Origin of the sequence: Acinetobacter calcoaceticus, assembly GCF_016508255.1 — a bacterium.
GTDB classification, from domain to species: Bacteria; Pseudomonadota; Gammaproteobacteria; order Pseudomonadales; family Moraxellaceae; genus Acinetobacter; species Acinetobacter calcoaceticus_E.
In genome coordinates this window covers 127,929-144,129 of record NZ_JADVKT010000005.1, presented here as the reverse complement: position 1 = coordinate 144,129, position 16,201 = coordinate 127,929, and the positions used below count along the sequence as shown (strand labels likewise).

Sequence of the window (16,201 nt, the reverse complement as noted above, 5' to 3'; positions counted from 1 at the left end):
TTATCTTTTAATAAAAAAGTCTAATTTTTAATCATTTCTGTATCTGTATTATTGATACATTTTGAACATTCTACCTTCAGGTTAAAACTGATGTATTTGCTTCATACAAAATAATCATTTATGTAACATAAGTCTATAAAAATGTTCTAAAAATGTGAAAAAAATTAAGACCATAATGAGATGAATTTATCACAATAAATCACTATTTAATGTTTCATCACATAAATAATCAATATTATTTTGTCAGTTATTGCCACTCGTTTCCTTTCACTGGCATAGATAATGTATACATCTGTATATTAACCCTGTCGTATAACGAGATATTTTATGTCCAGCACAAGTCAAGCCGAAGGTCTGCAATTTCCAGTACACGCCTCAACAAAAAAACAAAGCACATCTCTTACAGGCCAAGAGATTTTGTCAGAGGCCTTATCTGTTGTAGATAATAAAATCGCGCAACAAGTGCTGAATGAAAAAAATTGGCGAAAAAACTACCCTATATATTTTAAAGCACTTGTTAAACAAGGGATCTCTAATAGTAGCAACCCAATTACTATTGCTAAGCAAGGTTTGCATAAAGCTCACCATATTTTTGATTATTATCGTGATAGTAAACACTATCTTTTAAAAGATGCGGTTCATATTGCTTCCTCTACGCCACTTCATACAGTAAAACTTAAAGGTGAAAGTGAAGCAGCCCCAGAATGGTATGTTCCTTACAAAGGGCAAAAACTCAGTGGGCAAAGCTTATTAGACCAAATTCAACGCTGGGAAGAGGCTGGTATTATTGAACCAAGTCATGCAAAAGCTTTACGTGAAGCTACTGCCCACCCAGAATGGTTTGATTTATCTGACCGTACCATGGTGTTGTTTGGTGCAGCTTCAGAAGCAGGCCCTCTTCCTTGGTTAGCCAAATGGAAAGCGAATATTATTGCTGTCGACTTACCAAACCCACGTGTTTGGGGCAAGATTTTAAATACGATTCAAAAAGGAAACGCAACCCTCATTGCGCCAAGTGTTGAACAAATTGATTCATCAGCAAAAGTTTCTGAATTAAGGGATAAATTGGGTGCAAATTTATTGACTCAATTACCAGAAATTGCACAGTGGTTAGTTCAATTTCCGCAAAAGTTAGATTTAGCCGCAATCGCATATTTAGATGGTGAAAAGCATGTTCGTGTTTCCATGGCAATGGATAGCATCATGCAATTTGTGAGCGAACATAAGTCTGATACGAGCCTTATGTTTATGTGTACTCCAACTGATGTTTATGCGGTTCCTAAAGAAGTAGCCAAAGCTGCTCAACAAAAATTTAAATCACGCACAAAAATACAGAAAATGGCAGTGAAAGGTCTTTCTACACTTTCGTTAAAACGTTTTTTTCAAGCGCCCTATCAAGACTTAATTGCGTGTGAAAATGGAAAAACATATGGTATTGCCGACTGTCTAGTCGTTGAGCAAGGTCCAAACTATGCCTTGGCAAAACGTATTCAACAATGGCGTGCTATTTTGGCCCGCCATCAGGGACAACATGTAAGTATTAATATTGCTCCATCTACAACCACTCACTCTGTGACTAAAAATCCATTGTTGAAAGCAGCTTTTAATGGTGCAGAGCTATTTGATGTAGAAGCATTTAGCCCTGAAACGACCAATGCCATTATGGCGGCAATCTGGATTCATGACTTAAGAAATGAGTCTTCAGTAGCAAATCCTGAAACTGAGCTGGACCATCCGCTTGAACTCATGATGGAAGGTGCCAACCACGGCGGATTGTGGCGTGTTGCTTATTTGGCAAGAACTGCGCTGCCTTTTGCTGCAATCTATGGTTTCGCAACCGAAAAACTACCTTTTGGAAAATCATCTAAAAAATAATTTGATTAAAGCCCAATTCTAGAATTGGGCTTTTTTGTGTATTTAGCTATTTATTTTGAAAGTGTGATAGATATTTTTGCATTTCATTAGGTGGCACCATACCGCCTCCTGTCGCCCATATCACATGGGTTGCCTGTTGTAATTTCTCTGCTGTTAGTTGATGTAAAGCCAAATAATCAGGACTCATCTGAACATAGTAAGGTCCCATCATTCCTGCCACCGCAGAAGGCTCAAGCTGAATATTTTCAGTTTGATTTAAAAGCGCAATCAGCTCATATAAACGCTCATCTTTAATTGTGTAGTAGCCATCAATTAACTGTTGCATAGCACGTCCAACAAAACCTGAAGCACGGCCTACTGCAAGCCCATCTGCGGCAGTTACGTTATCGAGGCCAATATCATTCACTGAAATCTGATCATGCAAGCCTGTATGGACACCAAGTAACATACATGGCGAATGGGTTGGCTCTGCAAAAATACAATGTACATGCTCACCAAAAGCCAGCTTTAGTCCAAAACTCACACCACCAGGGCCACCACCAACGCCACACGGCAAATAAACAAATAATGGGTGTTCAGCGTCAACTACAATCTGCTTTTGCTTAAATTGCTGTTTTAGGCGTATTCCTGCAACTGCATAGCCTAAAAATAACGTTTTTGAGTTTTCATCATCAATAAAAAAGCAATGTGGGTCTTGCTCTGCTGCTTTTCTTCCCTCTTCAACAGCTACGCCATAATCACTTGCATATTCCACAACATTGACGCCCAATGAACGTAGTTTGTCTTTTTTCCACTGTCTCGCATCGGCAGACATGTGAACAGTGACTCTAAAACCCAGTTTGGCGCTCATGATGCCAATAGAAAGCCCAAGGTTGCCTGTAGAACCTACTGCAATCTGATACTTAGAAAAGAATGCCCTAAATGAATCTTGATCTAACTTACTGTAATCGTCTTCCAACTTGAGAAGCCCTGCCTCAATTGCCAACTTTTCGGCGTGAGCCAAGACTTCATAAATTCCGCCACGTGCTTTAATTGAACCTGAAATAGGTAAATGACTATCTTTTTTTAGCCAGAATGCTCCATTCAACTGTACTTGTTCCGCTGAAGATAATGCTTGCTGCATGTTCGCAATTTCAACAATATCTGATTCAATTTTGCCATGTTGTGCTTGAGTTTCAGGAAACACCTTTGCTAAATAAGGTGCAAAGCGATCTAATCTGGCTTCGGCTTCGCTTACGTCCTCTACTGTGAGACCAACTTTTTCTAAAGCTTCTTTTAAGGGATAGCAATGAGGTGTAAACCAGAATGTCTCTTGATAGGCCTGCAATGTCTCAATAAGTGGAAATTGTTGTTTTAGCTGATCTATTTGAACCGCATCCATAATCTATCCTGATATCAAAGTTTTAAGCCCAGCCTCTAAAGCTGTTTAATGCTCTATAACGACTTGTTAATTTATAATTGAATGTACATGAAAATAGACTGAACTTTAAAAAGAAACAAATAAAAAAAGCCACTGTTTACAGTGGCTTTAATTTTTTAAATGCGTTTATACAAACTGTAAGAATAACCAGTACAAACCACCTGACAAACAGATTGTTGCAGGTAGTGTAAATACCCATGCAGATAAAATTGTTTTGATTGTATTGAAGTTTAAGCCTGATCTATTCGCGACCATAGTACCCGCAACAGCACTATTTAAAACGTGTGTTGTTGAAACAGGCATACCTAAACCGTCAGCAGCTGCAATTGTGCTCATTGCTACAAGTTCAGCAGACATCCCCTGACCATAAGTCATATGATGCTTACCAATACGCTCACCTACAGTCACAACAATACGTTTCCAGCCAACCATGGTGCCAAGACCAAGTGCCAAAGCAACTGCAACTTTCACCCAGTTTGGAATGTACTGTAAGAATGAATCTAAGCTACTACGATAATCTTTCACAAGCTTTTGCTGAGCCTGATCCATTTTTGGTAGAGCATCTGCTTTGTCCAAACGTTTAAACGTTGTTGTACTTAAATACATGTCATTACGAATTTCACTAATCGCAGCTTCTGGAATGTCTTTTAAGTTGCTATAGCTAGAAACACGCGCACCCAGATGATCAGTCATACTTGCCAATGCAGGTACAACTTCAGGTGTTTGTTGCTTAGTTTGAATGTATTTAGTCAAAACTGTACGCGCTTTTTCATCAGTCAGTTCTTGCTGATTATGGTTTAATAAAACAGCAGTTTGAGACGAAAGCTGGTGGAATGATTGAACCTGTTGTGTATCAAGGTTTTTATTTATTGAATAAGCTAACGGTACCAAACCAACCAAAATCAGCATGATGAGACCCATACCCTTTTGACCGTCATTAGAACCATGTGCAAAACTTACACCTGTGCAGGTAAAGATTAAAATTGCACGAATGATTGCTGGTGGTGGTTTATTACCTTCTGGTGGCTGGAATAATTCTAATTGGCGTTTAAAAATAGTTTTAACCAACAAGAATACAATCGCTGCAAAAGCAAAACCAATTAAAGGTGAAAACAATAATGCCTTACCGACTTTAATCACCTGATCCATATCGACACCACTGGTCGTTACGCCAGTCGATGCACTCAACAGATGGTTCATAATGCCCACACCTAAGATTGAACCAATCAAGGTATGAGAACTAGAAGCAGGAATACCCAAGAACCAAGTACCTAAGTTCCAGAGAATCGCAGCAATAAGAAGCGCAAAAACCATTGCGAAACCTGCACCGCTACCCATGTTCATAATGAGTTCAACAGGCAACAATGCAATAATGCCGTAAGCGACTGCGCCGCTTGCAACCATTACCCCAAGAAAATTACAAAAACCTGCCCACATAACTGCAACTGGTGCAGGTAAAGCATTGGTGTAAATCACTGTTGCTACTGCATTTGCAGTATCATGAAATCCATTTACAAACTCAAAGCCTAAAGCAATAAAGAGTGCAGTAGATAAAAGGATAACCGAATAAAGACTCAAAGGTGGTACATGTGCTAAATCAGCACTCACCTGAAATCCAATATAAATAAGTGTTGCAACAATAATCGTCAGAAACACCGGCATAAAAAACTTGGGTGTCGGGACATGTACATTCGTCGATTTGACTTGCAGGTTTGCCGCAAGTTTTGAATCCGAAACAGGGGGTAGATTAGAATTCATGCAGACGGTAAGAGGATAAAAAAATCCTCTGTATTCTTAAATTAAATTATGACAATTATATGACAAAGCAGCCCCTGATGAAGTCAATTTTTCATATTTTGACCTCATTTGATGCACCTTTCCTCTACTCAATTTATTTTTTTATTAAAATACAATAATTTAAATCAATTTATATATTCCCTATTTGTGACTATTTTTAAAGCAAAAATATCAAAAAAATCACCCAAATGACCATTTTTTAAACATCCTAATTGTCATAAAACGAAATATTGGAGATGAAATATTTCAATATCATGATCATTTCATGAATATTTGATGAAAAAACAGTCTCCATTTGTTCGAAAACACTTTTTTTTTACGACTAATTTACGGTGAATGGTGGGTCGTCATAGATCATCAATTGTGCTGCTATTCTGTTACAATAGCGCCGCATTTTTAAATTCATATAAAAGATCGGGGTTTTCTATGTCTACGCTTGCCACCCTAAAAGCGCTTCTTGCTAAACGCATTCTGATTATTGATGGTGCAATGGGAACGATGATCCAGCGCCATAAATTGGAAGAAGCCGACTACCGTGGTGAGCGTTTTGCCGATTGGGCACATGACTTAAAAGGTAACAATGACCTTTTAGTGCTTACTCAGCCAGACATCATTCAAGGTATTCATGAAGCTTATCTTGATGCAGGGGCGGACATTATCGAAACCAACAGCTTTAACGGCACGCGTGTTTCAATGTCTGATTATCACATGGAAGATCTTGTTCCAGAGATTAACCGTCAAGCTGCGCGTTTAGCTAAAGCAGCCTGTGAAAAATATTCAACTCCAGATAAACCTCGCTTTGTAGCGGGTGTACTCGGCCCAACATCGCGTACCTGTTCGATTTCACCCAATGTAAATGACCCTGCCTTTCGTAACATTACCTTTGATGCGCTAAAAGAAAATTATATTGAGGCAACTCATGCGCTGATTGAAGGTGGTGCAGATATCCTTCTGATTGAAACCGTTTTTGATACATTAAACTGTAAAGCTGCAATTTTTGCGGTGAAAGAAGTCTTTAAGCAAATTGGTCATGAACTACCGCTCATGATTTCAGGGACCATTACCGATGCATCAGGTCGTACCTTAACAGGTCAAACTGCCGAAGCATTCTGGAACTCTGTACGTCATGGTGACTTACTTTCAATTGGTTTCAACTGTGCCCTTGGTGCAGATGCCATGCGTCCTCACGTTAAAACCGTGTCTGATGTTGCTGATACTTTCATTTCTGCCCATCCAAATGCAGGCTTACCAAATGCGTTTGGCGAATATGACGAAACTCCAGAGCAAACCGCGGCCTTCTTAAAAGAATTTGCGGAAAGTGGCTTAATTAACATTACTGGCGGTTGCTGTGGTACGACACCAGATCATATTCGCGCTATTGCCAATGCTGTAAAAGACATTGCACCACGTCAAATTCCTGAAACTAAGCCTGCTTGCCGCTTAAGTGGTTTAGAACCATTTAATATTTATGATGACTCATTGTTTGTTAACGTGGGTGAACGTACCAACGTTACTGGTTCAAAAAAATTCCTACGCTTAATTCGTGAAGAAAACTTTGCCGAAGCTTTAGAAGTTGCACAGCAACAAGTGGAAGCTGGTGCTCAGATTATTGACATTAACATGGACGAAGGGATGCTCGATTCGCAAAATGCGATGGTACATTTCTTAAACCTTGTGGCATCTGAGCCAGATATTTCACGTGTGCCAATCATGATTGACTCATCAAAATGGGAAATCATTGAAGCTGGCTTAAAATGTGTACAAGGTAAACCTGTTGTTAACTCAATTTCCTTAAAAGAAGGTTATGACGAGTTTGTCGAAAAAGCTCGCCTGTGCCGTCAATATGGTGCAGCGGTTATTGTGATGGCCTTTGATGAAACAGGTCAGGCAGATACTGCTGCACGTAAGCGTGAAATCTGTAAACGTTCTTATGATGTTTTGGTCAATGATGTGGGCTTCCCTGCTGAAGATATTATTTTTGACCCGAACGTTTTTGCAGTTGCAACGGGGATTGAAGAACACAATAACTATGGCGTCGATTTTATTGAAGCCACAGGTTGGATTAAACAGAACCTACCACATGCCATGATTTCTGGTGGTGTATCGAACGTTTCATTTTCGTTCCGTGGAAATGAGCCTGTTCGTGAAGCGATTCACTCTGTGTTCTTGTACCATGCCATCAAACAAGGCATGACCATGGGGATTGTAAATGCCGGTCAAATGGCGATTTATGACGATATTCCCAAAGAACTCAAAGATGCAGTTGAAGATGTTGTTTTAAACCAGAACCAAGGTGAATCTGGGCAACTTGCTACTGAAAAACTGCTTGAAGTGGCTGAAAAATTCCGTGGTCATAGTGGTGCTCAACGTGAAGCCGAAAATCTTGAATGGCGTAATGAACCTGTAGAAAAACGTCTTGAATATGCGTTAGTCAAAGGTATTACCACATACATCGATGAAGATACCGAAGAAGCCCGCCTAAAAGCGAAACGTCCATTAGATGTGATTGAAGGCGCTTTGATGGATGGTATGAATGTTGTAGGTGACTTATTCGGTTCAGGCAAAATGTTCTTACCGCAGGTCGTGAAGTCTGCACGTGTTATGAAACAAGCTGTAGCATGGCTGAACCCGTACATTGAAGCTGAAAAAACAGGTAGCCAATCTAAAGGTAAAGTCTTGATGGCAACTGTTAAAGGCGACGTACACGATATTGGTAAAAATATTGTAGGTGTAGTACTCGGCTGTAATGGCTACGACATTGTTGACCTTGGTGTGATGGTTCCTTGCGAGAAAATCTTACAAACTGCAATTGATGAAAAATGTGACATCATCGGATTGTCAGGTCTGATTACCCCATCTTTAGATGAAATGGTATTTGTTGCGAAAGAAATGCAACGTAAAGGCTTTAACATTCCTTTATTGATTGGTGGTGCGACGACTTCTAAAGCTCACACTGCAGTAAAAATCGACCCTCAATATCAAAATGATGCAGTGATTTATGTTGCCGATGCCTCACGTGCTGTAGGTGTTGCAACGACCCTACTTTCAAAAGAAATGCGTGGCAAATTCATTGAAGAGCACCGTGCTGAATATGTCAAAATTCGTGAGCGCTTAGCCAACAAACAACCAAAAGCTGCCAAGCTGACTTATGCAGAGTCTGTTCAAAATGGCTTTAAAATTGATGAAAGCTATGTTCCTGCAAAACCTAATCTTTTGGGAACAAAGGTCTTAACTAATTACCCGCTTGCAACACTTGTGGAATATTTTGACTGGACACCATTCTTCATTTCTTGGAGCTTGGCAGGTAAGTTCCCGAAAATTTTACAAGATGAAGTGGTTGGCGAAGCTGCAACAGATTTGTACAACCAAGCTCAAGCAATGTTGAAAGATATTATCGACAACAACCTTTTTGATGCACGTGCTGTATTTGGTATGTTCCCTGCTCAGCGCACTGACGCCGACACCGTCAGCGTATTTGATGAAGCTCGTCAAAATGTTACGCACACATTTGAACATTTACGTCAGCAATCAGACAAAGTCACAGGTAAACCAAACTTGTCTTTGGCAGATTACATTCGTACTGACCGTGAGCAACAGGACTACTTAGGTGGATTCACTGTATCGATTTTTGGTGCAGAAGAATTAGCGAATGAATACAAAGCCAAAGGCGATGACTACTCTGCAATTTTAGTTCAGTCGTTGGCAGACCGTTTTGCAGAAGCCTTTGCCGAACACTTACATGAACGCATTCGTAAAGAGTTCTGGGGTTATAAAGCTGATGAACAGCTCAGCAATGAAGAACTGATTAAAGAGAAATATGTCGGTATTCGCCCTGCGCCGGGTTACCCAGCGTGTCCAGAGCACTCTGAAAAAGCGGTGTTGTTTGACTGGTTAGGTTCTACAGATAAAATCGGCACCAAACTGACTGAGCACTTTGCAATGATGCCACCATCTTCGGTAAGTGGTTTCTATTATTCGCACCCTCAAAGTGAATACTTTAACGTCGGTAAAATCTCTCAAGACCAACTTGAAGATTATGCAAAACGTAAAGGTTGGACACTGGACGAAGCGAAGCGTTGGTTAGGACCGAATTTAGATGATTCGGTAATATAACTACAATCAGACTCGGATTAGCTGATTTAATCCGAGTCTACATTTAACTCTTGGCTGAATAAGCGACTGATTTCAAACTTTTTCAGAGCATCAAGATTTTTATAAAATATTAAAAAATCTCTAGTATAAGATAACCTTCCATTTTGAATATTTAAATTTTTTATCTGATCATTATTTTTCAACAAACTAATTAATGGAATACTTAATCCTATTTTTATATATTCAATATTCTCTCTAACTTCAGTCCCATACATAAAATTATTATATTCACTCTCACTAACCACACCAATCTGATGAAGAACATTTACAAAATTAGAAAATGTAAAACTAATAAAATCAGTTTCATTTTTTATTTTTATTATTGCAATATTTACGAGCTCTTTATAACTTTTCAATGAAAGATTAATATAAGACTTTCTACCATTTTCATTTTTACCTGAAATTTCACCAAATCCTTCACCAATATAGAAAAAATGATAGATATAAGAGTCATTTCGCTTAAGATAGTTAAAATATCCAACCATAGAATTAATTTGTGCTTTTAAGGACAAAGAGTGAGAATCTACAATAAAATTCTTATAAAAATCTCTGACTTTAGATCTATTGAATCGTAAAAGATTACCCATACGTAGCTGTAGGTAGTAATCCATATCTTTAATGAAAAAGAAGTAAACTTTATCAACCAAATCTAAATCTAACCAATCATTAGAATCTAATTTACTTTGTAATATCTCGAAAACTTCATTAAAAGAACTATAACAACTATGAATATTATTCTCCAACAACATCCTTAAGAAAAAACTTTCCTCATTATCTTCATTAACTATTAAAAAATCTTCTATATCCTTAACTTTTACAAATCCTAATTCTTCCAAATCCTCTAATAAACCACCAATAGAAGTGTCAAAAGAATTTTCTTCCGATAATCCTTTTAATAAAATAGGGTTTTTGACTTCATCTTCAAAAACATAATTTCTTAGCAGTTTCATTTTATTATACATTCTAGAATTTTTACCGCTGAAATATTGATCATTTAAAAAGTGAATTCTTGGACTAAGTTTATCTAAATTATAATTTTGTTCACTAAAAACATCATTCAGCCGATTTACTCTTCCAATCAAGTTATTAAGCTCTTTTAGTTTCATTTTATAAGTATTTGCAATAAATAAAGTATCAATTGGAAAATTAACCCCCTCCAATACCACTGAATTAGCAACTAAATAGACTATATTTTTATCTGTTTTAAATTTATACTCTAAAAAATCCTTAATAAAATCTGGCAATCGCCCATGTAAATAAATTAACCCTTTTCTTAAGTAATCTACACAATAAAACTCTTCATGCACATTTTCAGCAATAAGATTTGCAAGCTCATTCAACTCTGACTTAAACCTCAATGATTCACTTAAAAATCTAGAAAACTCTTCAACCTTCCTAGGTGATCTAAGATAGATAAAATTCTTAACTTCAGAGTTTTTTAAGATATAATCTTGAATATTATCATTCTCAGAAACCTTATATAATTCATCAAAATATCTATTATATTTATATGAACTACCATTATCTAAATACTCATAAAGATCAGGATCTTTAATATTAAATTTTATTTTTCTTTCAAATATTAATTGACTCTCCTCTACTTTCAAATTATCTGAATCATTAATTAATGGTGATAAATAATAATGTTTAGAATCTTTAAACCGACGTCTATTCCTTCTAATCAATCTAGTTAATAATATTGCTCTACTATCACTCTCAAAAATATTGTGAGCTTCATCAATTATCAAACAATCAAAGTAAAATGAATTAAATTTAGAAAAAATTCTTAGAGCTCTTTCTTGGGTTAAAACAAAAATATTACTAGTTCCACCATCAAACATATCATCATGAAAAATAATTTTCCTATCTAAAAAAACACTTCTAAGATCACTTAAATTCTGTGAAATAAGTGACTTACTTGGTACTATTAGTGCAATGTTTTTATCTGAATACTTTTTTATAATATCTTTTACTAATGAGCTTTTTCCATATGATGTTGGAGCAATATATGAATTATCTAAATTTTCACTCATTAAAATATCAAATCTGCTACTCCTTTGATGATGCATTTCAACAATATTTCCATTTTTATATTCATCAATTTGTACATCTTTAATGACTGTTTCAAGTGAAGGTGAAGGCAATAATTGATTTTTAAAGATAAATCTAGAAATTGGATATAGCCCCAAATTAACACTTAAATCATATAAAGGCTGATAATAATTATTGACTTTTGATAATTTCAACAAAATAAAGTATGAAAAACTCAAATATGAGAATTTATTTTTATTTCCCTCATATTCCTCGATAAGAACCACCACAACTGATAATATAAAATTTATTTCATCTTGCTCCAATACCATATCTAGAACAAGTTTTTCTACAATTGATCTAAAACCATCAATACTACTCAGACGTTTAATTTCTGAAATATCGCTCATTTAAATTAAAGCCCTATATATTTTTTAAAATTCGTTACATCTAAATTTGTTATAGATATAATTTCAATACGCTTACCACAAAGACCATTCAACTTATGCTTATTTTTAATTAGTTCATTTGACCACTTCTCATCCCAATTGCCATCTAAATAAATCGTTGAACATGGAATAATATTAAAATCATTAACGGATGAAAAAATATTATTCTCAAAATTTCTTTGTATTTGCTTGATCTTATCTCTTACACTTTTTTTTGTTCTAACACTAACTTGATTAGCATGACTAAAAGCATTTATCCATGGATTTCCTAAACCTTTAGCACTCGTACCTGATAAATATTTTTCCAAATCAGTATATGATTCCTTTATTTTTGAAATATGTGATATTGATTTTGTATCAAATCTACCAGACTTACTCTCCATTAAATATATTTCATTGTTTTTAGTGTAAACACCATCAAACCCTTTTTTTACACTATTCTCTTCAAGATTAAAAAAAAGGCAATCTTGTTTGTATTTCATACTATTTAAATATAAATGCAAAAAAAATTCTGCTATAGAACCGTGAATTTTTTTTTCATCTTTACCTTTTAAAAAGCTGACCATTCTTTTCTTTACTTCATCACAACTACTATCAGATTTTCCCTCACATATTTTCACAATACTTTTATCTATTTTTTCTAGAAATTTTTGATCAAAATTTTCAATATGTAAAATACTTAACTCAATGTTATGCGCTAGAATTTCTTTCTTAAATATTTTCATACATTGATTCTCATACTAATAATTAAAAATGTATAAAAAATTGAATTAAATTTCAACAATTTGTTTTAAGCATTCACTTTCTGTCTAAATCTCTACATTTCTTTTTTCTCAATTTCACCCACATTACACAATTATCAATAAAATACAACCACTTAAATAATTTATCTCATCGGTAGTATGCTGCCCACCATCACACTCAATGACGAAGTTCGCTGCAGAGCAATAAAAATCCCCGATAAAATTAAGAATTGGCTTTTTTCCATAAAACTGTAATCCTAGAATTTGCTTACGACGTAATATTTGCCATAGCTACTGTTCTGTATCGGTCATATTGTTACGTAAATCACGCGATGGAAGTTTTAAGTGCTTGTTATAAGGTTATATCACTACTCTCTTATTTTTAAATATTCTTTTAAGAGTCTTAGCATACTATCTGCCAGAGCATAACAATGCACGAAACATTATCATGAACACAACTCAACTCTTTCTCGGCGTAATCTTTAGCTCAATTGGACTCGGCTATTTTCTCTATGGAAAAAAGCAAAAAATGACTGTGCCTTTTACTGTGGGTTTAGTTTTAATGATTTTCCCTTATTTTATTGAAAGTAATGTCTTACTTAGTGGCATTGGTACTCTACTATCCGTTATTCCCTATTTTTTACGTTTTTAAAGTCATTTGTTAAAGGATTTGAATTGCCTCAATTCTTAAGTGATGCATCATCTCTCGAATAAATACAAAGTAGATAAAAATATAAAGCTGATCTGGAGCCACTTGGTTTGTGTAATAGCTCAAACGCTCAATAAAATCATTAAACCCATGCTCAAGCTCAATACGGCTGATTTGCTTTTTAGCACTAAAGAATGACTCGCTCAGTTGTGTCATCGCCGCATCAGACGTAACCGCTACACTACTTATATTTAAATTTCTTAGCGGCTGAGACTCTATGATTTCTTCAATAAAATAAATCATCTTTTCGATAGCCAGCTCATCAATAACGCCATAGCTAATACTTTTTGCATTAACAAAACCCAAGCCCTTTTCAAGTTGAATGTGCTGCTTGTCTAAGTCAAATGACAAGCCATTAAGACCAAGCGAAAATTTTAAAACCGAGTCGGGATGATTCATAAAAATAACTTACCGTTGAGTTTTATTAATAGGATTAGTGCCAGCTTGTTCAATGCTTAGCGTTAACAGTGCTAATCATCATTAACACTATATATAATAAAAAACTCTTTAAAAAGACGAAAAATCAATCTTATATTCATCCAAGCCTACGATTAAAAACTAGAGTATAAGCATGAAAAAATTAGTAATTTTAACTTTTACGATCTATAGCTTTACGCAAATTGCAAATGCAGCAACATTAAATGTAAAACCATATGGAACGACTCAAGACGGGCAAAAAGTTGATCTATACACCATGAGCAATAACAAAGGAGTCTCCGTATCTTTTATTAGTTTTGGTGGTGTAATTACACAGATTTTGACTCCCGATGCACAAGGTAAACAAAATAATATCGTTTTGGGCTTCGATGATCTAAAAGGCTATGAAGTCACTGATACTAAAGAAGGTATTCATTTTGGTGGATTGATTGGTCGTTATGCAAACCGCATTGGCAATGCTAAATTTAGCTTAGATGGAAAAACATATAACCTCGAAAAAAATAATGGACCGAATTCATTACATAGCGGTAACCCCGGTTTTGATAAACGTATTTGGCAAGTTAAGCCCCTAATTTCTAAAGGTGAAACTGTTAAAGCGTCTCTTAAGTTAACTAGTCCAAATGGAGATCAAGGCTTTCCCGGAAAATTAGATGTGGAAGTGATCTATAGTCTTTCAGATCAAAATGAATTTCAAATTGAATATAAAGCCAAAACTGATCAACCGACATTCATCAATCTCACTAACCATAGTTATTTCAACTTATCAGGCGCTGGTAATAACCCTTATGGTGTGCTTGATCATGTTGTACAACTCAATGCAGACCGTATATTGGTAACCGATCAAAATTCTTTACCCACAGGTGAGATTGCTTCAGTTGCGGGTACACCTTTTGATTTTCGGACGCCAAAGGCTATTGTGAAAGACATTCGAACAAATAATAAGCAATTGGCGTATGGATATGGCTATGACCAAACTTGGGTGATTAATCAGAAGTCTCAAGGTAAACTCAATCTTGCTGCTCATGTGGTTGATCCAAAATCTAAACGAACAATGCAGGTTTTAACCACTGAACCAAGCGTCCAAATGTATACGGCGAATCATTTATTAGGAAATGTTGTTGGTGCAAATGGTGTGCTCTATCGACAAGCAGATGCGGTAGCGTTAGAAACACAGCATTTTCCAGACAGTCCGAATCAACCATCCTTCCCTTCTACACGTTTAAACCCAAATCAAACTTATAACAGTGTCACCGTATTTAAATTTGGTATTCAAAAATAGTTTTTTAATTGGAGCTATATTTAGCTAAAAAAAGACTCTCAGCTGCATATGACTGAGAGTCTTTTCATTTATTTAACTTTTGTGTTTGGTAAAAATGCAGTTGCAAAACCAAGTAATGGCAACAATGAACATAAACCAAATACCCATTCAATGCCGTTAATATCGGCTAAATGCCCTAAACCTGCTGCGGCAATACCACTTACCCCAAACATAAGACCAAACATTAAACCTGCAATCATACCGACACGACCCGGCACAGCTTCTTGTGCGTAAACAACCATGGCTGCAAAGGCAGATGACAATATCAAACCTGCAATGATCGAAAAAACTGTTGTCCAAAACAAGTTTGCATACGGCATCATTAATGCAAACGGCGCCATACCAACAAATGAAACCCAAATAACAGCTTTGCGGCCAATTTTGTCACCAATTGGACCACCTGCAAATGTACCTAAAGCAACAGCTGCTAAAAAGGCAAATAAATGCAACTGAGCGGTCTGGATGCCAATATGGAACTTTTGAATAAGATAAAAAGTAAAATAGTTACTAATGCTGGCAATGTAGGTAAATTTAGCAAACATCAACACACTAATCGTGCCCAAGGCAATAATCAGCTTGCGACCATGCAATTTACTCTGTGCTTGGTTTGCACGTGTAGCTACCTGACTTTTAGCATGGCTCACCGTCCAGCGGCTTACACCAAATAAAACCCAAATGGCTAAAAGTGCAAATATCACTAAGCCTGCTACTGCATGCTGTCCAAATGGAACAATCAGTAATGCTGCCAATAACGGGCCAATGGCAGTACCTGTGTTTCCACCCACCTGAAAAGTCGACTGAGCTGTCCCAAAGCGCCCGCCCGAAGCCATTCTTGCCACCCGCGAAGCTTCAGGGTGAAAAGTTGCAGACCCTACTCCAATAAGCGCAGATGCACATAACAACACAGTAAAGCTTGGTGAAAATGCCAACAAGATAATACCGCAGAATGTGACCATCATTCCGAGTGGTAGGAGATACGGTTTTGGATGTTTATCGGTATAAAGTCCAATCCAAGGCTGTAGCAGCGAACCTGTAATTTGATAGACAAATGAGATCAGGCCGACTTGGGCAAAACTCAGAGAAAAGTTTGCTTTTAGCATTGGATAAATAGCGGGTAACACGGCCTGAATTAAATCATTCAGTAAATGTGCGACCGCCACGGCGCCTACAATTTTAATAATCATTCCTTGAGGCTGATCATTTGCAACGGTATTAGCAATACCATCTTTCAATTGTATTGAAGACGTCATACCTGAAAAACTCCAATGT

10 protein-coding genes and 1 pseudogene are annotated in these 16,201 nt (G+C 36.4%); 4 read left to right on the top strand and 7 right to left on the bottom strand.

Annotation, left to right across the window (positions count from 1 at the left end; genetic code table 11):
* Window positions 1-327 precede the first annotated feature (327 nt).
* Entirely contained in the window at window positions 328-1,875 is a 1,548-nt protein-coding gene (locus I5515_RS11700; RefSeq protein WP_199966987.1) for a hypothetical protein, read from the top strand.
* A 46-nt stretch (window positions 1,876-1,921) separates the two neighbouring features.
* Here I5515_RS11700 and I5515_RS11695 read toward each other — a convergent pair whose 3' ends face one another.
* Window positions 1,922-3,256 (bottom strand): D-serine ammonia-lyase, encoded by a 1,335-nt coding sequence (locus I5515_RS11695; RefSeq protein WP_199966985.1) that lies wholly within the window; start codon window positions 3,254-3,256, stop codon window positions 1,922-1,924.
* A gap of 165 nt (window positions 3,257-3,421) precedes the next feature.
* Window positions 3,422-5,053 (bottom strand): inorganic phosphate transporter, encoded by a 1,632-nt coding sequence (locus I5515_RS11690; RefSeq protein ID WP_199966983.1) that lies wholly within the window; start codon window positions 5,051-5,053, stop codon window positions 3,422-3,424.
* A 465-nt stretch (window positions 5,054-5,518) separates the two neighbouring features.
* On the opposite strand from I5515_RS11690, the gene metH reads away from it, so the two are divergent.
* Window positions 5,519-9,205 (top strand): methionine synthase, encoded by a 3,687-nt coding sequence (metH, locus tag I5515_RS11685; protein ID WP_199966980.1) that lies wholly within the window; start codon window positions 5,519-5,521, stop codon window positions 9,203-9,205.
* 26 nt (window positions 9,206-9,231) lie between these two features.
* Here metH and I5515_RS11680 read toward each other — a convergent pair whose 3' ends face one another.
* The 3 genes and pseudogenes from I5515_RS11680 to I5515_RS17560 form a co-directional block, all read right to left on the bottom strand.
* Window positions 9,232-11,685 (bottom strand): DEAD/DEAH box helicase family protein, encoded by a 2,454-nt coding sequence (locus I5515_RS11680; RefSeq protein ID WP_199966971.1) that lies wholly within the window; start codon window positions 11,683-11,685, stop codon window positions 9,232-9,234.
* Window positions 11,686-11,690: 5 nt separating this feature from the next.
* Window positions 11,691-12,449 (bottom strand): hypothetical protein, encoded by a 759-nt coding sequence (locus tag I5515_RS11675; RefSeq protein ID WP_199966962.1) that lies wholly within the window; start codon window positions 12,447-12,449, stop codon window positions 11,691-11,693.
* A 165-nt stretch (window positions 12,450-12,614) separates the two neighbouring features.
* Window positions 12,615-12,779 (bottom strand): annotated as a pseudogene (locus I5515_RS17560) (endonuclease domain-containing protein); the annotation flags it as partial.
* A gap of 136 nt (window positions 12,780-12,915) precedes the next feature.
* On the opposite strand from I5515_RS17560, the gene I5515_RS11665 reads away from it, so the two are divergent.
* Window positions 12,916-13,119, top strand: a complete 204-nt coding sequence (locus I5515_RS11665) for an amino acid transport protein (protein ID WP_077163530.1) — start codon at window positions 12,916-12,918, stop codon at window positions 13,117-13,119.
* A gap of 9 nt (window positions 13,120-13,128) precedes the next feature.
* On the opposite strand, the gene I5515_RS11660 is transcribed toward I5515_RS11665, so the two are convergent.
* A complete protein-coding gene (locus I5515_RS11660) occupies window positions 13,129-13,575 on the bottom strand; it encodes a hypothetical protein (RefSeq protein ID WP_199966961.1) in 447 nt (148 codons plus the stop codon).
* Window positions 13,576-13,747: 172 nt separating this feature from the next.
* Between I5515_RS11660 and I5515_RS11655 the strand changes: the two genes are divergently transcribed.
* Window positions 13,748-14,893 (top strand): aldose epimerase family protein, encoded by a 1,146-nt coding sequence (locus tag I5515_RS11655; protein ID WP_199966959.1) that lies wholly within the window; start codon window positions 13,748-13,750, stop codon window positions 14,891-14,893.
* A gap of 68 nt (window positions 14,894-14,961) precedes the next feature.
* Here I5515_RS11655 and I5515_RS11650 read toward each other — a convergent pair whose 3' ends face one another.
* On the bottom strand, window positions 14,962-16,182 hold the full coding sequence (locus tag I5515_RS11650; protein WP_199966957.1) for an MFS transporter: 1,221 nt from the start codon (window positions 16,180-16,182) through the stop codon (window positions 14,962-14,964).
* Between the last annotated feature and the right edge of the window lie 19 nt (window positions 16,183-16,201).